Here is a 20,877-nt window from a genome sequence, read left to right on the forward strand (position 1 = left end):
TGGTTTAATTTATCTGCATGGATTAGATTTATCACGAATAATGATTGTATTTGTCTCATTCATATAATACCCAAAGCCGACGCCTTTACCTCCAAATCCGACACTCAACCCCAACTCTGAGCCATTGGTGGTATATGTTACTCCAAAAAAATAAAGGTCCAAGGTTAAGTTACTCGAGTACCCTTTAAAATCATCTGCCGAACCCGTCATAAAACCAAAAACTGGGCCAGCGCCTGCACCAGCTCCTAATGTGGTCTCAATATCGCCTGATGGGGCTTTCTCTGCACCATACGAAGCAAAGTTTCCACCAAGCCACCCTGTCTTATCTGAATAGAGTATTGCTCCAGCGCTGATAGTCACATTTCCTGCATTACCGTAGTAGGCAGCAGCTCCCCCACCATAATAGATTGTTAAAAGCCCGTAAGGATCAATCGCATTAATCGGATTATTTAGCACATACCGGAAGAGATCTGTATCCCCGCCCGCGAAACCGATGGGGTCCTTGGCGGTCCAGCGGCCGGTGGCGGGGTCGTAGTCGCGGAATCCGAAGCGCACCAAGCCCGTGTCGGAATCGTGGAGACCGCCAGCGAAGCCCAAGGGGATGTGCAGGCCGGGGTTGCTGTCGCTCAGGACCGAGCCGAAGGCATCGTACTGGATTTCTTTTACCACATTGCCCTGGCCGTCCACCACCAGGCGGAGCGAGCCGACCGGGTCGTAGAAGAGGTGAGAGCGCACGCCGTCTTCTCCGGTCATGGCGACGGGGAGACGGCCGTCCGCGTATTCGAAGCGGAGTTGGAGGCGGTCGTTTGCATCATAGACCGCAAGGAGCCGGGTCAGGCCCTGCCAGAGGTATTTCTCGGTGAGGGCACCGTCGATCTTTTTCGCGATGCGCCGGCCGAGGGGATCGGAAACGTACTCGATCAGCCTACCATCCGGGAGGCTGACCGACAGAAGCTCGCCGCGGCTCGCGTAATCATACCGGGTCCTCGTGCCTCCGGCGTCCCGGTAGAGCAGAAACCCATCGAGATCATAACCAAAAGAGGTCTGCCCGGTGCTCACCAGGTGATCCTCGATGGAGTAATCATAGGTCCGGGCGTCGATCCCCCTCAGGGCGTTGAACTCAGCGATTCTCCGGCCGTTTTCGTCATAGCGGTATTCCTCCACGAGCCGGCCGTCGAGGTGAACCGTGGCAAGCCGTCCGACCACATCGTAGCCGTAATCGTAGACGGCCGTCCGGCCGTTCAGGACCTCGGTGCGGCGGGTGATCCGCCCGGCTTTGTCGCGGAGAAGCTCCCACGAGGAAAGGGCGCCTCCGGCGAGGAGGGAGGCCTCTTTCGTGATCTCCCCATAGCCGTTGAAGGTGCGGGAGGTCTCGAGGCCGTTTCCTGTGACCGTCTCGGGAAGCCCGTTCTGCGTATTGCGGAAGATCGTGTATGCGCCGGCCGAAGAGAGGAGTCCATCGAGGTCATAGCCATAGGAGAGGGTCTGGCCCGCGTAGCTCAGGGCGCTCAATCGGAAGTCATCGTCGTAGGTGTAGCCGAGGGTCTGGTTCAGGGTGCCCCCGTGGGTTTCGGATAGGAGAAGGCCTCCCTCCCAGCCGTAGTGGATCTCCTCCGGGCCCGAGCGGACCCGCTCCGGTTTGCCGGGGCACAGGTAGGCCAAGTCGATATCGCCTTCGGGGGTTGCGATGCGGGTGAGCAGGCCGTTTTCGTAGAGGTGGTCGATCTGGAGACCGGAGGGGAACCGGATCGTTCGGAGCCGCCGGTCCCGGTCGTAGGTGAGGCGGTAGGAGCCGCTCAAAGGTGCGGCGTATCCGGTTGCGAGGTTGACCCGGTTGTATTCGAAGCCGTGGTCGATATCGAGGGGGTTTGTCAGGACCTCGATATTGCCGTTCGGGTCGTAGTGAAAGCGGATAAGGGAGCCATCCGGGGCGGTGATGGAGCTGATCCGCCCCATGGCATCGTGGGTGTAGGAAGTGCGCTCGAGGTCGGGCCCCGTGATCGCGCTGAGGTTTCCTCCGGCATCGTAGCTGAAGGAGGTCTCCCTTTCACCGGTAAGGGTTCGGGTCAGCCTGCCCCTGCTGTCGTAGGTGAAGCGCGTCTCGTGAAGACCCGGGATGAGCACCCGGGTCGTGAGGTTTGTCTCCGGGCCGTATTCCGAGAGCGTTGTCCTCCCTTCAGGGGAGGTCAGGGTGCGGGTGGCCGCAAGGGTGTCGACCACGTACGTGCCGGTGCGGCCGTTGGTGCAAAGGGTTTCGGTCATACGGTCGCTGCAGGAGTCGGCGTCGGTGTCTTCGTAGGCGCGCTCCCGGGTCAGGGTGCGCTTCAGCCCGCCGGTCGATTGCGTCATCCCTTTCACATAGCTGAAGCGGTATTCCGGATCGAGCCCATAGGTGAAAGCGAGGTCTATGCCGCACGCAAGCGCCTTGGTAACCGAGAGGCCGTCGGGGGAGCGCGCATATTGCGTGGCGGATCCGTCCGGCCCGGTGATGGTCGAGGTGTACCCGGTGCTTGCCTCCCGGTCGAGCCAGGTGGTCCATCGGCCTTCGGCGGTGAGCATGTCGTGCTGCAGGGTGCCCTCCGCAGTCAGCTCGCGGAAAAAGTGCCATGCCCCGCCTTCTTCATCGGTAATCAGGGCGAGGCGACCGTCCCGGTCATAGGTGTTGTGGAAGCGGTTCCCGTTCGGGTCGGTCTTGGCGGTGAGAAGGCCCTCCCCGGTATAGGTGAACGTGTAGGCGCCGCCGTCCGGGTAGGCAGCGCGGGTAAGCCGCCCCTTTCCGTCCACCAGCAGTTCGGTGATCCAGCCCTCCGGCGAGAAGATCCTCCAGGGGGTTCCATCCGCCTGCCTTTCGATCGAAAGGGTGTTTCCGAATCGGTCGCGGACCTGGACGAGACGGCCTGCTGCGTCATAGCTGAAAGCCTGCACGGTGAGGCCCGTCTCGATGTCGAAGCTCAGGAGATGATCCCCCGATGAGGAAAAGACGTAGCCCGAATCCCCGTCGGCTGCGGGGATGTCCCCTTGCCCCATCACGTCCGAGAAGGTCGTGGGCGGCCCCACGCGCCGGATGCACTGGTTCTTGCCCTCGGAGAAAAAGATCGCGCCCGAGGGGGTCGACACGAGGCTTTCGGGCTCGTTCATGAGCGCCTCGGTCGCAGGGCCACCGTCGCCGCTGTAGCCTCTGAAGGCATAGCGGTTTTCAGGGGGACGCATCTTGCCCGCCACCCGCACGAGGGTTCCATCCGGGTTGAGGCGTGAGATGAAGTGGTTGTAGGTGCCCGAGTTGTAGCCGTAATCGTAGCGGTAGTAGTGGGTGAAGTAGAGGGTGCCGTTCCGATCGACACAAAGATCCTTGACCGATCCGAGACCCGAGGAAAGCGCCTGCTCGTTGTACCCGGCGCAGTTCTTCCCGGCGACGGTACGGATGATGCCGTCCGGGCCGATCCTGCGGATCCTGGCCCAGATCGTCCAGGCGCAGTGGCCGTCGTAATATTCCGAGACGTAGACGTTGCCCTTGGAATCGACCGCGAGGCCGTTGCTCGAAGACCCGATCCTGAGCTTCGCATCGACGGCGCGGCCGCCGTCTTCCCGCTCCGTTCCGCCGCCGGCCAGGGTGGTGATGATGCCTGCGGGATCGATCTTGCGGATCCGCTCGCCGTCGAGGACGTAGAGGTTCCCGTCTTCGTCCGGGACGACCCGTGTGGGGGAGACAAGGGACGCAGCGACCGCCGGACCCCCATCTCCCCGGCACTCGGCGGTGCCATCCCCCGCGATGGTTTCGATCAGGCCATCGGGGGTAACGCGCCGGATCCGCCGGTTGCCGCTATCAGCAATATAGAGGTTCCCTCGGTTGTCGAAGGCGATCCCGCGCGGGGTGTCGAGTTCGGCCGCGGCGGCCTCCGCCCCGTCGCCGGAAAACCCTTTTTCCCCCGTACCTGCGACCACTTCGAGCCCCTGGTCCGGAAGAACCCTGCACACCTTGTGCGCTGCGCTGATGAAGATATTTCCCGAGGCATCCGCCGCCAGCTCACCCTTGCAGCCTTTGACGGCCGTTTCGATGATGGCGAGGGAGGACCCGTCCAGGATCTCCCCGTCACCCTTCACGATTACATCGGGGGCGGCGGGATTCACGCGATGGTGGCTCGAAAGCGTCCATCCCTCCGCGAGCGCCGCCGGGACAGGAGACGGGGCCGCAATCAACAATCGGTGACACCGCCAGGTGATGATCTCCTCTCTGGCCTCGATACCGGTCACATCCCCGCCCGCCTGGGCGAAGGCCCTTTCGAAAACCCCCGGCCGGAGGTACTGGGCCGGGTAGACAAAGCCGATCTCGATTTCGGCATACCCCGAGCCCACCGGTATTCCACGGTAATCCAGACCGTCCCAATCGAAGACCATCGCCTGATTCGGAAGGGGTGCCAGGTCCTCTTCGAAGACCCTCCCCGCCGCCTCGACCCGGACGATGATCCGCTTCAGGCTCTCGGGAACGCTCTCCCCGCTGGCGGGCACGGTGATCAGGTGCTTGTAGCCGGGCACCCGGTTGCTCGCATAGTGCAGGGTCATGGCGCTTCCCGCAATGGGGATGTCGTCATGATAGATGCGGCTGCGGGGAAGGGCGCAGGAGTTCACCTTCTCGGGGCAGTCCATATCGGGGGCCTTCTGGGTGTCAGCGTTTGGGGGCACTTTGCCGTTCGGGGGTACGGCGTCGGCCGGCGGCCCATAAGGCCAGTTGCAGTCCCAGGGGGAGAAGTGCGTGACTTCGAAGCGCCAGAGCGTCTCCTCCGGCCAGTGGTTCAGCGGGTCGAGACCTCTTGTTTCATCTCCGATGTCTCCGTTTTTGTTCAAATCGTCCGGGAGGCCATCGCCCGTTGCATCGAGGGCGTCCACCCGGCCGTCGCCGTCCGTATCGAGGAGCCGAACCACCACCCCGTTTTGTTCGGGCACCCATCGCCCGCGGACCCGGTCATAGGAGCCGACAGGAACGGCCGAGCCGACCTCGAAGCCGAGGAAGTTGTCGACGTAAGAGACGATCGGCCTGCTGAATTTGATCCCTTCGGTGCCGTCCGCCTCCATCTCGACGCAATAGGTGTAGGCGGAGTTGCGAGGCAGCACAGCCGGCATGGATGCCAGGGTGGTAAACTCCGTCGCTCGCGCCGTGATGGCGGAGACCTCCCGGACGATATTCCCCTCCCGGTCGGTTTCAAAAGCACGGGTATCCCCCGTGAAAACCATCGTGAGGGAGCGCGACCCGGCTTCATCCGTGACGGTGCCGCTGCGGTGGATGGTAATGGAGTCGGGATCATGATCGAACAGAACCTGGGTCGAGAAAGGGTCCCGGCTGATAAGGACGACCGTTTCGGCCGTCGCGACGCTGTTCCAGTGCGGATTCACCTGCCTCTGGGCCTTGATCCATCCCTCCTTCCCGTAGTCGAGCGTGAGGGTGGCGCCGCCTTCGACCGGGAGGCTGAACCGTCCCTGCGCATCGGTAGAGGCCGTTCCGTAACCGGGACATTCCAGGACGGTGACGACGACATCCCGGAGGGGCTTCCCCCCGGGATCGACGACAAGCCCGGTCACCACGGCGAAGCGCTCGGGGGCGCAGGTCTTGGTGGCATCGACGGGGATCAGGTCTTGGTAACCCTCGCCGAAGGAGCCCTCCGGCTGGGGTTCGAGGTCGGCCCTGACCGTCACGTGCACCGCAGCCCGGGCGCTCGCCCCGTGTTGGTCGGTCACGGTGTAGGTGAACCGGTCGTTTCCCACAAAGCCTTCAGCGGGGGTGTAGGTGAAAACCCCTCCGCCTTCATGGGTCGAACCACCAAAGCCGGGTTGCGTGAAGGCAGAGACGTGGATAGCGTCCCCGTCCGGGTCCTCGTCGTTTGCGAGGACGTCCGTAGTGGCGGCCGGGGTATCCATGAGCGTTTCGAGTCGATCGTCGCGGGCGACAGGGGGTCGGGTGGGCGGAGTCCGATCGAGGCCCCGGATGTCATCGACCCGCCCGGTGCCGTGAAAGGAGAGCCCCACCACGGCCTCGATAGGACCGCAGGGGCCTCCGGCCGCCGCGAAATCCGCCTCGATGTCCCTCAGGAAGGTGCGCCAGGTCCCGTCCGCGGCCAGCGAGCCCAGGCCGGCATAGCGGACCCTGCCTTCACGATAGGGGGCCGCGTTGCTCGGGAGGTAGACCAGGGGGGCGGGCTCGCTTTGCCCCTCCTCCAGCACATAGATGCGAACCTCGAAATCGGCTTCGAATCGCTGGCTCCACTGGAGGATATAGTTCTCGGCCGCCCAGCGAAATCGCGGGCCGGTGTTCGTCAGCCAAAACGTTGTCAGCGGATTCGGGCTGTCCAAGACGATCACCCGGCTTTGCCGTTCTGTGTCATACAGGTTTGAAACCGAAGCGGTCTTCGCATCCAGCCCGGTGATCCACCAGCCGCTCGTCCGGCCATCCTCGGCATCCTCGAACACCATGACCCGGCTGTGCGCGGCCCCGGCAGGGAAAAGGAAAAGGAAGGTGATGATCACAAAAAGTGAAAGAAAAGCCGCTCTGCCATGGTTCATATCCGCCCTCCCGGCTTCTGGTTGCCATCATCACGGATCGGCCAGGCACTGGAAGGCGGCTCTTTGTGCGTATGCCCACAACGGTGTGCATGCCTTCGGCCTGCGCAGGTCAAGCAGCCGTATATCGCAAGTTCTGCGCCAAGCCGGGTGAGGGCCGCGCCATCGGGCGGTCGCTATTTATGCTGCAGGCATGCATCCGGTTGAATTTATGCGGATAGGGGATATTTGGCTCGGGAGGAGATTCGGCCGGGAACGGGGACGGACAAGGCAATGGGGGATCCTCGAAGGGGCCTCGAAACGGATCGATGCACAACTGACTGGGCATTGCTGCCGGGATTCAGGCCACCGATGAGCATCGGATGGATCCGATCTCCGTGTTTTGGCGGACCGGCGATATGCTTCGTCAAACCTTCGGGCTCGGGGCGGCGCCCTTCTCGATACCCTGAAGAGTCTGCTTGAAGCCAGGACGATGGGCGGCCTCGAATCTCCTTACCAGCAATAGTGCACCGGCCTCGTCGGTGAAACGGCTGTAGGGTTGCTCGTCGCACTCGATTTCCTTGAGGAAGGCCTCCACCTTCGATTCGCGCCGCGTCGAACGCGGCCCCTCGATGCAAACACCAGCGTGGGCACCCGAAGTTCCTGCGGAAGCCGGTTTTCCTCGTGCGTGGCAGACAGCCGGTGGACTCCGGTCCACGCGCCGCACGACCCGCTCCGCATCCCGCACCTCGATCCGCGCCCCGGGCGCAAAGGTCAGATTCATGTGAATTTCCCTAACCGTTAGCCCGCAAGAAGAATCCGCCGCGAAAGGTCGTATGGCCTCAAAACCCCTGCCGGCCATCACAGCAATGATACCCGAACACGGATTCTCCCCTGACAACCCCCTCGCAGTGAACGTGCCGCATACGCCCAGAGAGCTTTTTGCCGACGCTCTTCGTACAGCTCTTACGGGGCTTTTCCCATAAAATGCGAGGCAAAAGACTCTTTCAATGGGCCCACAATCGGTTCCAGCTCTGACAAATCCACGGCCGTTCGATAATCTCTTGCTTTTCACGCATAAATATCCCAATTGCAATCAACTCTGCCCGACGCCCCGCATAAGCGGCTGGCAATTCCGCTGCCAGCCCGAGGCAATGCAGTTCTTGGAAGGTTATCTCTGTATGAGTTTTTTCCCCAATCGCTTCGCCTTTCCCGCTAACGATGGAGAAATCTCATTTGACTTTTTGGTCCCTGGTTTTGTTATTTTTCCCACTATCTTGTAGCCTCCGTAGTGTAAAACTTCCCTGACCGCTCGGAGGGCTCCCCTGCTCTCGGGAAAAATGAAATTGAAAGGCCACGGTGTCGTGCAAGCCGTCACAACGACGGCCCGCTTTCCTTTCTGCCTTGGTTCTGGCATTCCCTTAGGACTTTCCCCCATAAATACTGACACATTGCGATCGAAAAGAAGCTTTAGCGGCGCGGACATATTCCCCCAGTGCGTCGGCGTACCAATAACCAAGGCATCAGCATCCTGAATCTTCTTACCCACTATGTGCGCATCATCTTCAGGCAAAATACATCTTTCTTTCTCTCGGCAGGCCATGCAGGCTGTGCAAAATTTCATGTCGAGGCTGCATACATCGATCCACTCGATATCATGTTCGGCCGATAGTGATTCCGTTACCGATTTTAGAAGTGAAGCGACCGTTCCATTTCGCCGAGGGCTTCCGTTCAGCACCAATATTTTCACTTTCTGGTCTTCCCTCCAGTTTTCCCGGCTGTGCGGCACCCGGCAGCGTGTCCGCAACAGCCACGGTTTGGCCCTTCCTCCAACTCCTTTTGCACAGAGCTAATGACTATCTTGAGTCGGATCACACCAGCATCTCTCCCTGTTCATTCCACCCCTCGGCGAGGACCGGCACCTTGGCCAACCGTTCCGGTAGCTCTCGTGACGAATCCATCTCGGTTTTTCCCCACCTTCTGAGTCACCCGGCAACCCCCACATCACCGCGTCATCAGCGCGAACACGCCCCAGCCCAGGTATTCACGCGTGTAAGCGGCGTAGCGCTCGGGTTCCGAGGTCAGTTGGGCTCGGACCTCTTTCGCGAACTCGTCGTCGGGATTGGCTTCAAGCCAACGGCGCATGGTGAGCCACTTGGCCGCCTCGTATCTGTCCCAGCTGTCTTGGTCCGCCAAAACCATTTCCACGACGTCGTAGCCGAGGCGGCCGAAAGACGCGAGAAGTTCTGGAAGCAGGAGAAAGTCGGAGATTGAGTGGGCAAGACACCCCTTGGCAACATCTTCCGTCGGCGGTATCTGCCGCCAATAGGGCTCCCCGATGAGGATGATCCCTCCCGGGCCAAGGCTCTGCGCCAACAGCTCGATGGTACCGACAACTCCCCCGCCGATCCACGTGGCACCGACACAGGCTGCCACACCGGCCTTCTCGTCAGAGACATAGCCGCCAGCATCGCCATGGATGAACTTGACTTGATCGGCGACACCGAGTTCTTCAGCGCGGAGTTTCGCTTTCTCGGTGAATAAGGGGCTCATGTCGATACCCGTGCCGATGACTCCGAAATCGCGTGCCCAGGTGCACAGCATCTCCCCCGAACCGCTGCCGAGGTCGAGCACTCGGGTTCCCGTTTCGAGACGCAGCGCCGCGCCGAGAGTGGCGAGCTTTTCGGGTGTGAGCGGGTTATGGATGCGGTGAGCACTTTCGGTAATGTTGAAGATCCGTGGAATATCCAATGCAGAAAATCTCCTTTGTAGGATGAAAAAGGATTCAGATCTTGTCAGGGAATTCCTCCGCTCCGGAAAGCGCGAGGCTATCGTTACCCTTAAACCGTCGCCCGCCGCCATAAAATTCTGCCAAGAGAAGAACTTGAGCACCAATCCCCTGAGAGTTCGCGTCCTCCGGTTCGCATTGAAAAACAAGGTAAAGGGCGTTCTCTTGACTTCCCTCCTTGACAAACGCCAGTTTCCTTTGGCTGAGCTCAAAGAGCTGAACACCAAGCGCTGGCCTGTGGAGACCGCCTACAGCCATTTCAAATGCCGCATCGAAATCGAGAACATTTCGGGAAAATCTTCGCTCGCTGTCCTCCAAGATTTCCACGCCAGAGTTTTGACAGCCAACCTGACTGCCATGATCGTTCATCCAGTTCAAGATCTTATTGAGGAGCAGGCCAAAAACCATCCCGAACGGCTCAGGTATCAGGTCAGCTTCATCTATGCGCTTTCATCTATGAAAAGCAACGTCGTGCTCCTTTTTGCTCGGCGACACATCACCAAAATCCTTCCCAGCCTCCTCTCGCTCCTCGCTAACTCTTTATCGATTATCCGACCAGGCCGGAAGAATCCCAGAAAGAGGGGGCCGAAACTGAAAATTGCCGTTATGGCCTACAAGCCCATAGCTTAAGTCAATGACATTGAGGCAAGAGTGAGAAGACCATCGCCGCTTATTCTCGGGCTGTCCGACGAATAAACGACGATTTCGATTGCTGCCCCGATCAATTGACCCTGGACCAACGAGAACAGTATTTTTCCGATTTGGCCGGGTCCCACTCCCAATCGCCAATCAGCTTATGGTCACGATGAATGTCATCAAGCAACTCCTCAACCACTAAAGAACGAATGATTATTTTCAATTTTTCAAGGTTTTTTCCGTGCTTTTTCATCCGCTTAGCGTCGCGCTCAAACTGCTTTGTATATGCGGGGGTCAGCATTAGATGCCTAACTTTTTGAACATATCGTCGGCGTCATTGCAAATAATCAGGTCACGTCCGGCATCCGTATCGGAAAACGTCTTGCGAGTGACCTCGTTAGGAATGGCTACGTCAAAAGGCAGCCCTTTTTTTAATTCGACCTGCTTATAAAACAAAGTAATCGCTTGGGTTGTAGTCAGCCCAAGCTGCTGAAATATGCGCTCAACTTTGCCCTTTAAATCGGGTTCAATTCTGGCTCTGATGGTGGATGATTTACCCATGCGGAATGTGTCAATGAAAATGAGACACGCCATGCGATAAATTACTGTACCCCCGCATCGCTCGCCGACGGTTTGTTGATCCATACGGCATCGGGTAAGGGGGTAGGTTGTGGTACGATGCCCTTGAACCTTTTGGGAAAACGCTGGAAGGCCTCAAAGAGGACTTCTTGGCGTTGTTTCTGAATGGTCTGGGCATGGCCGTAGTGAAGGCTTTGCGGTGTCATCATGGCGATCCCGGAATGATGGTGGTGCTTGTTGTACCAGTTAAAGAAGAACCGGCAAAACGCCGTGGCATCCTCGATAGAACCGAATGTGCCTGGAAATTGCGGGCAGTATTTCAGTGTCTTGAACTGGGATTCTGAATAGGGGTTATCGTTGCTGACGTACGGCCGGCTGTGGGTCTTGGTAACGCCCAAATCAGCCAGAAGTTGAGCGACGGCCTTAGATTTCATGCTGGAGCCGCGATCAGCGTGCAGCGTCAGTGTTCCAGGTTCGATGTTCTGTTTGATGCAGGTTTCCTCGATCAGGTGTTTGGCCAATTCACTACTTTCATGGGGGGCTACCAACCAACCAACGACATAGCGGCTGAAAATATCTATGATGACATACAGGTAAAGATAAGTCCATTTTTGCGATGTTTTGAGTTTAGTAATATCCCAGGAGTAGACCTGATTCGGACCTGTAGCCAGTAATTCAGGTTTTTCGTAATGTGGTCGTTGCACCTGACGACGACGCTCTTTGACATCACCGTGTATTTCCCTGATGAATCGGTACATGGTGCTTACAGAGCACAAGTATTGCCCATCATCAAGAAGATTGGTATAGATCTGATGTGGTGCCATGTCCTGAAAACGCTCCGAATGCAACACGTCGATCACGGCCTGCTTTTCTGCGGGCATCAAGGCCAAAGGCGGAGCAGGCGAGCAGATCTTTTCCATGGGAGTGTCGTTGTTCGAGGTGTGACGGTAAAAAGTGGCACGAGAAACGCTCAATGCGCTGCAGGCGGATTTTATCCCCACTGTCCGATGGAGATTCTGTGCCACAATCATGAGATCCTTCCGCTGCCCTTGTCCTGGTCTTGAGGGATCCCCAGGATCTCTGAAATTTTTTTTTGAACTTCGATGATGGTTTCAGCTTTGTGCAGCTTCTCTTTGAGTTTCCGATTCTCCTTTTCGAGCTGCGCAACGCGTGGTGCCAACGGATTTTTCTCGATCTCTTTGCGGCCGCGTTTCTTCGGTTGAAGTGCGTGCAGCATCCCCTCTTCCCGCTGGCGCCGCCAACAGGTCAGATTCGAAGAGTAAAGCCCTTCACGGCGAAGCAGGGAGGCCACTTCTCCGGGTTCAGAGCACTTGTCGACCTCTGCAAGCATACGCAGCTTGTATTTGGCAGTAAAATTGCGGCGCCGTTTTCTCGCGACAACCTCGGGGTCTGGAGGCTCGACCGCTTCAAGCCCTGTGGGTGACCCGGTCGCCCCTAGGGCGACCGGGTCACCCACAGGGCCCATTTCCTCAACCCTGGACCTTTTCAATGCAATTTGCGTTAGCTTCTTCATGGCTTAAAACCTTACCCGCCCTACACTAAATTTTCAAGGGGGGCGTGTCTCACCCACATTGACACAGAGGGCTTTGACAAGTGAATAGCGTTTTCGGCACCCCAGAATCAAACATTGCGGCCTACGGTGCACGCCGGAGGCGTCTGGGGAAAGGGATTCTGACGGTAAGTGCATACTCTTCCTTTGCGATGATACGTGCCCATCGCCGGGGTATGGGGTTTGCGATCGGATAAAATGATCCTCATTGGAGGCAAAGGGAGTTTGGACGGGTTGAGAACTTCCTTGAGGATCATCTTTCCTTTCCCGCAATATGGGCAGACCCTGGGATCAACACCAGTGACCCTGGCAAAAAGGTCTTGCCACGCCTCCTTCTGCCTTCGTCTTTCGGCTCCGGTTGCTCAGGATGCCGTAGTGCCTGATCTTCATGAACCCATCAGGCAGGATGTGCAGCAAAAAGCGTCGGATGAACTCAAAGGCATCCAGGGTCATGAGCTTTAGCGCGTCGTGGTCATTGCGATCACGATAACGGAAAGTAACCCGGCCATTCTCGAGCGCCACCAGTCTGTGATTCGAGATGGCAACCCGGTGGGTATAGCGCCCAAGATAATTCACCACCGTTTCTGCGCTCCTGAACGGTGATTTACAGTAAACCACCCAGTCCTGTGCGTAGAGATCCTTGAGCAGGGCCTTGAAAACCCTCCTCTCCTTCAACGACGCGATCCTGCCAGGAAATACCAGTTTCCCCTTTTCATAGGCCTCTTTAAGGGAGACCAGGAACTTCCCCCGGAACAACCCTCCTCCTGTCACAATACAATGCACATGCGGGTGGTCCACAAGGGTCTGCGACCAGGTATGCAGGGTCGCGACGAAGCCCACTTCCACCCCCAGGTACCTGCCATCTTGCGTCAACTCCTTGATGGGTTCCGAAGGGGGCCTGCCGGGGAACAGCCAGTCCGAAGGCCGATAGATCTATAGTACACACGCAATATCTCGAGATTCTTCTCGCCCAATAAGGTGTCGCGGTCTTTCATCCCTTGTGTTCTCACTTGGCATCCTCGCAGAAAAGTACCATCCGTTCAGATCGAGGAACCCAATGAAATCCAGACCAAAGTGCTGGCCGCCCTTGGGTATGAACAAATAGCTAACGGTTAGGTTCTACAACTCCGAAGCTGTATTACATCGTAATTGCAGGATGTTGGGAGTTCTTTCAACTTCAAACTCTGAAACTCCTGTTTGAAAACCTGTACTCTCAAGACGGCGCTACCTCATTCATGCGCATCTCCTGCGGGGCCGAACGCAGCCAACCAGCGGGCGCGCGCTTTTTGCGATCCGCTGAATTGGCATGGTTGGCTGGCACCATACCGCAACTATTTGCCGAACGAATTTAGTGATATTGCCACTGAAGAAAACTCACGCAACAGTTGCTTATCAACAGTCACTAAAGCGACTTTCAGGTCATTTGCCGTAGCGATAAATTCACAATCATAAGCAGAGCAATCGCTTCTTGAGGTAAGCCTTAAAACTTCATATGATGGAACTTCATATTCTCGTCCATTCAGCAAGTTCAGGGCACTATTCATTATCTGCTGAGCTTGCTCCAATTTTATGATATTTTTTCGCATATAAAGAGTAAGGACATTGCGGAATTCGCTACGCCATAAAATTGGTGCCGCCCACTCATTGTCCTTTTGTAGGGCTCGTTCCGCTAGAACCGATTGCTCGCTTGACAGGAAGAGATAGCCAATAACATTTGTATCCACCACAATCATAACCGACCTTCTGATTTTGCCTGGTTAAATTCCTCGTCACTAATCGGATGTCCGGCTGTCAACCGGCGGAGCTGGCGAGCATTCTCAAGTACCTCGCTGAGATTGATTCGGCGGCTTATAATAGTATTTTCAATGCACATGATAATCTCGCTATTGATGGAACGCCGATTTATTTCTGCGACTGACTTAAGCCGCTCGTAAAGATCATTAGGTATATTCTTTACCGTAACAGTTGCCATATTAACACCTCCAAATGATTTCATTGTGAAACCATTATGAAACCGAATAGGCGTTTTGTCAAGCGCAAGTCATTCTTTATACCAGCCAATCGGGATAGCGGGGAGCCTCGCGACCCCCCCCACCGGGTCGCCGGAGGCGGTACCCCGCCTCCGGCTCCCACGGAACGCAGCGTGCGGATTGTTGCCTGAGATCGACGGGTATTGTAGGAATCTTGACCCCCAGTTCTTCTAGGCGTTTCGCCGCTTCATCCAAACCAGTTTTTGACCGAGCCGCGAGTGCGATATCGGCACCTCGCTTGGCAAGGGCCCCGGCTACTATAGGTCCAATACCGCGAAAACCGCCCGTAAGAAGCACTGCCATACCTTTCAATCGGTTCATAGGCTCCCCCGTCTGAACCTACTGGCATTTCTCAACGTGCGTGATAGAAATCTGACGCTGCCGAACGTAAGTTTGAGGGGCCAGGACAGGAAAGGCTTTTCAAAAGCGTCCCGCATTGCCCGGTCCCTCTCCAAACTATGATTGGACGTTTCGATCTGCCTATTTAATATGCGTTGTCGTCTTGTCTTAAATCACGCTTTATTTTATTTCGACAAATATTACGTTAGTATCCGTATCACCTATGTTTTCGCCGATGTGGGTATGCCTTTTCATCCAAACAATACTTCCAGCCTTGACGTCAATATTCTGCTTTCGACCATCAGGAAGTGACAAACGCCGCTTGAAAGAAGACTCCGCATACGAGACGTAATCGGGGTGGACGTGTTGCGAAGTCCTATCCCCAGGGATATCGTGGTACCTCAGCACCCTGACTCGCTCGTTTTCCAGGACAACCGAATACTTGTCCCCATCTGTTACCACTGCTCCGAAACACCCTGCTTCCTACACAACTCGCCGATACTGCTCGTCCGGCAGTCCGCTTCTTTTTAAATCCAAATGATCTTCTCCTGACTGAACCGCGTGCCTTTCATCAGAACCCTCCTCTTCATTCTCAGGGTATTCTAACATTTCTCCTGGTCCAGGTTTCGGGGTGCAGGGCAGCCTGCCTTTCAAGCACGCTCCGCTTTCTTTAATCCTGACAATTCGCATAGGGATCAATCGGCGATCAACCGCACCTGAAAACTGATGATGTCATAAACCAGATGCATTCCGAGATGCTCGAAAAATCGAGCCGAGCCGTATATCACATCCCAGCGGGTCCGGTCGATGTCAAAATGAGCTTCAGCAATGAGTCCTTTTTCCGGGGCCTGAGCGATGGTGGCCATGAAATCCTGTTCGGCTGAAAAGCCCCTGATATTGAGTGATCCGCTGACATGATAGTTGGGAGTGCTCAAATAGGGCTTTTCAACAGGTTTGGCGTGCGAAATGATAAATTCGGCTTTCGGAAAAAGCTTCGTTAGAAAGAAATCATCACTTTTGAGATGTGAAATGAGGATCGGCTGCAGTTCGTTTCCTTGGAGGTCGATATTGCTGATGGAATCCATGTCAATAATGACGCCGCCTTCAATATTACCGTCGCTGACCGTCAGCTCGCCCTCAGCGATTTGAATGTTTCCATAATGGGTGGTGTTTGGATTGCGCCCCCACCACATTATGGTGCTTTGCTCCGTATCCACCCTGTAAGAACCGTTTTCAAGTGAAAGGAAGGTCTCGGGATCATCAGGGGCACCGGTCGATTGACCTTCAAGCGGCATCTTCAGGTCGCGCCAGGCTGAAACGCCTCCTTCAAGCACATGAACATCCTTGTAGCCGTGATCAATAAGCTTTCCGGCGGCGCAGACAGCGTCCATGGATCGGCTGCTGAATCCGTAAACCACAATCGGGAGCGATTTGTCGTGGATAATTTTTTGAATATTATCCATAAAAATTGCCTCAAACACACAGGCATTAACAGCGAAAGGAAGATGTACTCTTTGAAAATGATCGTCCACTAGTGTATCGATCAGGTAAAAAGACCTCTTCTGTTCCATCCAGCGGTTGAGTTCATGGGGCGAAAGCTTTTGGTAATTTTTTTGATCTGGCATGTTGGATACCCCTTTTTCAGAGAGGTTAAAACAGGGTAAATCACATCCGAGTGAATTCGGTTGTTGCTGAGGCTCATTCCGCCTGTAAAGCATCAAGTACAGCCCAATGTCATTGACTTAAGGTATTTATCCTGATGGCTCACCCCCCGTGCGTCATTCCGGCGGAGCCTGTCCCGGACTCCGATCCGGGAGCCGGAATCCAGTATCTCGAATGAATTCTGGACCCCGGCTTTCGCCGGGGTGACATTTAAGCGCCGTCTTTTTCCTTAAGTAAATGGCCTTAAAGTACAGTCTGTGGATTCCTTGAGGCAATCCTAAGCAATGCCTTGGCAGGTCCTTCGCGTGGTTGGACGAAGCCGCTACGCGGCGGAAAAAAACCTCAAATCATTGTATACTCCCATATTTGCCCAATTCCGGGCCAATAAAGAAAGGGGTATGCGATGAACAAGGTAGAAACGGATCGGTTCAACGGGCTTTACCAGCAGCATTTGCGTTTTCTCAAGCTTCAAGGCAAGAGTCAGAAGACCATTGCCGCCTATTCTCGGGCTGTGCGCCGGATCAGGGAGCATTTCGATTGCTGCCCCGATCAATTGACCCTGGAGCAACGAGAACAGTATTTTTCCGACTTGGTCGAGTCCCACTCCTGGAGCACCGTCAAGGTAGACCGAAACGGGCTGCAATTCTTCTGGAAGCATGTGCTCAAACGCGAATGGGACTGGGTAAACATCGTCAAAGCTCCCAAAGTACAATCGTTGCCCGACATCCTTGCCGTCGAAGAGGTTGAGCAATTAATCGGAGCTACTCGCAAACTCCGCTACAGGGTCTTCCTCTTGGCAACCTACTCCATGGGCCTGCGTCTTGGAGAGACCCTGTCTTTGCAGGTGGGCGACATCGATGGCAAACGCAAACAGGTGCATATCCGGCGCGGCAAGGGGCACAAAGATCGTTTCGTCCCACTGCCCGACCTTACCTATCAAGCACTTCGCGCTCTGTGGCTCAAACACCACAACCCTTGCTGGCTGTTCCCCAGCGCAGTGGGCTCGCCTGAGCACATTCGCACCGCCTCTACCCACATGGACCGCGGCGGCGCGCAGGCTGCCATGAAAGCGGTGGTGGAGCAGTGCGGGATTAAAAAAAAGTTTCGATCCACTCGCTGCGCCACAGTTTCGCCACCCATCTGCTTGATCAGGGCCTGAGCCTTCGTCATATTCAGGTGCTGCTCGGTCATGCAAGCCCCACCACCACCGCTCGCTATGCTCATCTAACCCACGTCGCCGAACAAGCCTCGTTTGACACCATCAACCGTTTGGTTAACGGCCTCCATGTGGACCTAAGGAGGCTGTAATCATCCAACTCGCCTCTATTCTTGATCAGTACTACGACGCCCTGCTGGCTGAATACGGCTCGCGCCTTTTGCCCGGCCATCTTCGCGCAATCGATGCCATCAGGCGATGCCGAACGCCGGATGCCGGCGAGATGTTCGTTCAATGCCCGCAATGTGGCCACGCAATGTGGAGGCCTCATTCCTGCGGGCATCGCAGCTGCCCGCAATGTCAAAACCACGAGGCATCTCTTTGGCTGGATCGGCAACAGGCCAGGCTTTTGCCGGTTGAGTACTCCATGGCAACCTTCACCCTTCCCTATGAACTCAGATTCCTCGCTTGGGAGAACCAAAAGGTTGTCTATGATCTCTTGTTCTCCTGCGCTTCCAGCAGTCTGAAAGACTTCGGCTTGAATCCCAAGCATCTTGGCGCCAAAATAGGCATGACTGCGGTCCTGCATACTCACAACAGGCGTTTGGACTTTCATCCTCACGTTCACGTCGTTGTGCCGGGCGGAGGCGTCGATCAGACCCGAACACAATGGAAAAAGAAAAAAGGCAAGTACCTTTTCAATGAATTCGCCTTGGCAAAGGTGTTTCGCGCCCGCTTCCTGGAGGGGCTGAGCAAAGCCGGCCTCCCCGCGCCCAATTCATTGCCCGATAAATGGGTGGCCAACTGCGCTCACGTCGGCAAGGGCCTGCCGGCCTTGAAATACTTGTCTCGCTACCTGTATAGAGGCGTCATCCTTGAAAGCAACATCGTCTCCAACCAAGAGGGAAACGTTACTTTCAGGTATGTGAAAAACACCGGCGAAACCTGCCTCCGCACGCTCAAAGGCGAAGATTTCCTGTGGCTCGTTTTGCAGCACGTTCTCCCCAAAAGCTACCGACGGGTCAGGGACTACGGCTTTTTACACGGCAACGCCAAAAAGCTTCTGTCGCTCGTTCAGGTGGTCCTGCAGCTGTTGATCGAAGCCTGTCCACACCGGCCCAGACCCGTCTTCAAATGCCCTATATGTCGGGCCGCGATGAAAATCATTGCTTTTAGAAGGCCCGCTTCGGCTTCGGGATAAGCACTTCAAGCGGCGCAACCCCCCATTCACTCGATTACAGGAGCATTGATCGTCTTTGATATAAATTCGCCTTTTCTCTTGGCCCTCTTCCGGGCTAAACGGTCCCGCTCGCCCAAGACAGAGACCACTTACTCTCCAAGCGCCACCTCCCTCCCGTTCTAAAAAAGATATTTGCTTATATAAGGAGCCCTGCTCGGCATGCCTGGACCGGGCTCGTCCAACTACAGGATAAGATCGTGGCTCGCTACGCTCACACGATCTATCCTTATTCGTTAGCCACGAGGATCGTGAGAAAGAGCACGATTGCAAAAGTGAGGATGGTCTTCAACCGCTTCATTTTAATATCTTTTACTATAATTAAACTATGTGTCAATATTATACATTATAATAATTAATTATAAAAATATTCTCCAATCTAAACAATAGCACAATTCTCAGATAGTCATCGAGTATAGCCTATGATATCTCAGGCGCGCACAGGTTGAAAAGCAATTTGTATACCAGATAGCCTCATCCCTTACATGCATCCTTTCTGGGGTGGTGTGCAGTTCGGCTGCACTTCCCATGGCGCTTCCTTCTTCCATATCCTGCGTTCCGCATTGGGCTTCTCTCTATCCCTTCCGCCTTCCACCGCCCCATAACTTCCAGCTGTTGCTGTTTTATTTGTATATGATGCATTTTGCCATTCAGCCACTGTAGCATAGTGCAGAGTCCCACCTTCATACCATTGCTTGGCCATGATATTGGACGGAAATAAAAAAAACAATCACTAATGCTGCAAAAGCGATCATGATTTGTTTCATAATTCCCCATTGATTTAATTTGTTTTCTGGTGCTTGCTTATAACGAAGAGCTCAGCGGCGCGGCTTTTTGCGTCCGTTGGAGCGCCTTGTTAGCGTTTTCTTGATTTGTTGCTCATCTTCATAGTATGAATAGCGCCACTGTAAATGCTTGCACAAACCATCAATATCCGGAAACAGAGTTGAGCTATTTACACCCAATATATTTAATCGGTGGCGAATTCTCGCGAGACAATTATAAGGGACGACAATTTTCAAAAGTTTCTTTTTAAAATTTGCATGTTTTTCAAATTTAACGACTCGCCCTTTCGCATTGATTTTATGAACGGTAAATGCCCCACCTTGCGCTGAAATTCGCCTGCTTATTATCTTTGGCCTGAATATTTTGGTGATTTTATTTGAAAGGGGACCAAATTCTTCAGTATCCGTTCGGAAATCTTCGATGCTCGGAGCGAGCAACCAAACAACACCATCTTCAAAATTTCCCTCCTTGTCTTCGTAAGGCGCTTTTCTAACAACAAAATACAATGCTGCTAAAGCACTATATGTCCAGTCCAGTAGCCTCGTTGGTAAACCATGATGCTGCGCTAAAGCCAAAAGATCCCAATCGTCAACCGGCTGGAATTCAGCCAGTGGCAAGCTCGCTCTCCTAAATTCATCAATAATCAAGTTTTCGATGTTGATTATTTCTCCGCGAAGCTTAATGCGAGCAAGTTTAGGCAAAAGAGAAAGGTCTCTCCGCTGACCTCTGAAAAGAAAATCAGCATCATTCCCTGCGTTTTCAGCCGCATCTTTCTCTTTGTCGACTAACGCCACGAAATCTTGGACGTTTCAGATTGAAGCTTCACGAAAAGAATCCATGTTTATCCCTATACTTAGTACGCTAACGCTACTTTTCAGCGGATTGGGTAGGTGCGCCAGTCGCCTGGCGCACCCCCCGTTAGAACCCATTGTGCCCAATTAGGGCAATAGCCTCAAGACAGAATCCTTCACTTAGCTCTATGATTTCGATAGCCAAGCTATTCTTTTCAGTTTCGTTTCCGTCATTAATCGAGACTCTGTTGTTCTCATGACGTTTCTCTGTCCAGATTGATTCTACCCCGGGTCCTTCCCTCCACGAGCGTTACCCTGCTTCGACGGTACTATGACCCGACTGACTTCCTAAAGATCATCTCAACCTCCTCGCTATTATACTTGTTGGTCGATACTTTCTTCCCTGAAGAATCCTTAGGATCTCCCACGTTTATAAAATAGCTTTGTTTACATGCCGAGCTCTACGATCCCGGAGGTGTTAGAACGTCCTCCCCATTCAGCGTCGGTTCTAATGTTGCCTTCTGGCGCCGCGAAACCATCGGCCACCTCACATGACAAAATTAACGGGATTCAATCGCTTCAACATATGTTTTCGGCCTGCAAACTCTCTGTCTACGCTTTACAACGCCTGTTACCAGGCATCGCACAAGACTCGATAATCGATGTGTCGGGTCAACACTTTCGATGCACTCACTCTCAGATGCCAGCTATTTTACACTTAGTGGCGCACCGCGGCTTTTTGCGTCCGCTGCAAAAGCCTTGTTGGACGGTTTTG

At 54.9% G+C, this 20,877-nt stretch carries 15 protein-coding genes and 2 pseudogenes; 4 read left to right on the forward strand and 13 right to left on the reverse strand.

From position 1 onward, the window contains the following. Positions 1–9 precede the first annotated feature (9 nt). The 4 genes from ACZ500_RS13225 to ACZ500_RS13240 form a co-directional block, all read right to left on the reverse strand. Positions 10–6,552 carry an NHL domain-containing protein gene (locus ACZ500_RS13225; RefSeq protein ID WP_464232935.1) on the reverse strand — a complete coding sequence of 2,181 codons (6,543 nt, stop codon included), beginning with the start codon at positions 6,550–6,552 and terminating at the stop codon, positions 10–12. Between the two features lie 403 nt (positions 6,553–6,955). After that, the gene (locus tag ACZ500_RS13230; protein WP_464232936.1) at positions 6,956–7,312 is read right to left on the reverse strand and encodes a hypothetical protein; all 357 of its coding nucleotides are present in this window, start codon (positions 7,310–7,312) and stop codon (positions 6,956–6,958) included. Between the two features lie 387 nt (positions 7,313–7,699). After that, complete coding sequence (locus ACZ500_RS13235; protein WP_464232937.1) at positions 7,700–8,278, reverse strand: flavodoxin family protein; 579 nt, start codon at positions 8,276–8,278, stop codon at positions 7,700–7,702. A gap of 254 nt (positions 8,279–8,532) precedes the next feature. Beyond that, positions 8,533–9,279: an SAM-dependent methyltransferase gene (locus ACZ500_RS13240; RefSeq protein ID WP_464232938.1), complete on the reverse strand. Its 747-nt coding sequence runs from the start codon at positions 9,277–9,279 to the stop codon at positions 8,533–8,535. Here ACZ500_RS13240 and ACZ500_RS13245 point away from each other — a divergent pair. Both ACZ500_RS13245 and ACZ500_RS13250 read left to right on the forward strand, forming a co-directional pair. Next, the gene (locus ACZ500_RS13245) at positions 9,254–9,946 is read left to right on the forward strand and encodes a transposase (RefSeq protein WP_464232939.1); all 693 of its coding nucleotides are present in this window, start codon (positions 9,254–9,256) and stop codon (positions 9,944–9,946) included. The genes ACZ500_RS13240 and ACZ500_RS13245 overlap by 26 nt on opposite strands. 62 nt (positions 9,947–10,008) lie before the next feature. Further along, positions 10,009–10,125 (forward strand): hypothetical protein, encoded by a 117-nt coding sequence (locus ACZ500_RS13250; protein ID WP_464233051.1) that lies wholly within the window; start codon positions 10,009–10,011, stop codon positions 10,123–10,125. Positions 10,126–10,151: 26 nt separating this feature from the next. On the opposite strand, the pseudogene ACZ500_RS13255 reads toward ACZ500_RS13250, so the two are convergent. The 8 genes and pseudogenes from ACZ500_RS13255 to ACZ500_RS13290 form a co-directional block, all read right to left on the reverse strand. Beyond that, positions 10,152–10,253: pseudogene (locus tag ACZ500_RS13255) on the reverse strand (type II toxin-antitoxin system YafQ family toxin); the annotation flags it as partial. Next, positions 10,253–10,597, reverse strand: coding sequence for a type II toxin-antitoxin system RelB/DinJ family antitoxin (locus ACZ500_RS13260; RefSeq protein ID WP_464232940.1), 345 nt, complete (start codon positions 10,595–10,597; stop codon positions 10,253–10,255). The gene ACZ500_RS13260 and the pseudogene ACZ500_RS13255, both read right to left, overlap by 1 nt. Then, positions 10,555–12,017 (reverse strand): IS3 family transposase gene (locus tag ACZ500_RS13265; protein WP_464232498.1). Its coding sequence is split into 2 segments (ribosomal slippage): positions 10,555–11,618 and positions 11,618–12,017, totalling 1,464 coding nucleotides; the frame shifts between segments, so codons are not numbered across the junction. Before ACZ500_RS13265 ends, ACZ500_RS13260 begins: the two co-directional genes overlap by 43 nt. Positions 12,018–12,392: 375 nt before the next feature. Beyond that, complete coding sequence (locus ACZ500_RS13270) at positions 12,393–12,947, reverse strand: IS91 family transposase (RefSeq protein WP_464232941.1); 555 nt, start codon at positions 12,945–12,947, stop codon at positions 12,393–12,395. Between the two features lie 485 nt (positions 12,948–13,432). Continuing rightward, positions 13,433–13,834 carry a type II toxin-antitoxin system VapC family toxin gene (locus ACZ500_RS13275; protein ID WP_464232942.1) on the reverse strand — a complete coding sequence of 134 codons (402 nt, stop codon included), beginning with the start codon at positions 13,832–13,834 and terminating at the stop codon, positions 13,433–13,435. Beyond that, positions 13,831–14,073 (reverse strand): FitA-like ribbon-helix-helix domain-containing protein, encoded by a 243-nt coding sequence (locus ACZ500_RS13280; RefSeq protein WP_464232943.1) that lies wholly within the window; start codon positions 14,071–14,073, stop codon positions 13,831–13,833. Before ACZ500_RS13280 ends, ACZ500_RS13275 begins: the two co-directional genes overlap by 4 nt. A 76-nt stretch (positions 14,074–14,149) precedes the next feature. Beyond that, on the reverse strand, positions 14,150–14,452 hold the full coding sequence (locus tag ACZ500_RS13285) for an SDR family NAD(P)-dependent oxidoreductase (RefSeq protein WP_464232944.1): 303 nt from the start codon (positions 14,450–14,452) through the stop codon (positions 14,150–14,152). A gap of 713 nt (positions 14,453–15,165) precedes the next feature. Beyond that, the gene (locus ACZ500_RS13290; protein ID WP_464232945.1) at positions 15,166–16,095 is read right to left on the reverse strand and encodes a YceI family protein; all 930 of its coding nucleotides are present in this window, start codon (positions 16,093–16,095) and stop codon (positions 15,166–15,168) included. A 440-nt stretch (positions 16,096–16,535) separates the two neighbouring features. Here ACZ500_RS13290 and ACZ500_RS13295 point away from each other — a divergent pair. Then, positions 16,536–17,440 (forward strand): annotated as a pseudogene (locus ACZ500_RS13295) (tyrosine-type recombinase/integrase). Between the two features lie 2 nt (positions 17,441–17,442). After that, positions 17,443–18,489 (forward strand): IS91 family transposase, encoded by a 1,047-nt coding sequence (locus ACZ500_RS13300; RefSeq protein WP_464233052.1) that lies wholly within the window; start codon positions 17,443–17,445, stop codon positions 18,487–18,489. A gap of 854 nt (positions 18,490–19,343) precedes the next feature. On the opposite strand, the gene ACZ500_RS13305 is transcribed toward ACZ500_RS13300, so the two are convergent. Then, complete coding sequence (locus ACZ500_RS13305) at positions 19,344–20,105, reverse strand: FRG domain-containing protein (RefSeq protein ID WP_464232946.1); 762 nt, start codon at positions 20,103–20,105, stop codon at positions 19,344–19,346. Positions 20,106–20,877: the final 772 nt, after the last annotated feature.

The sequence above is a fragment of the Desulfatiglans parachlorophenolica genome (assembly GCF_055394735.1).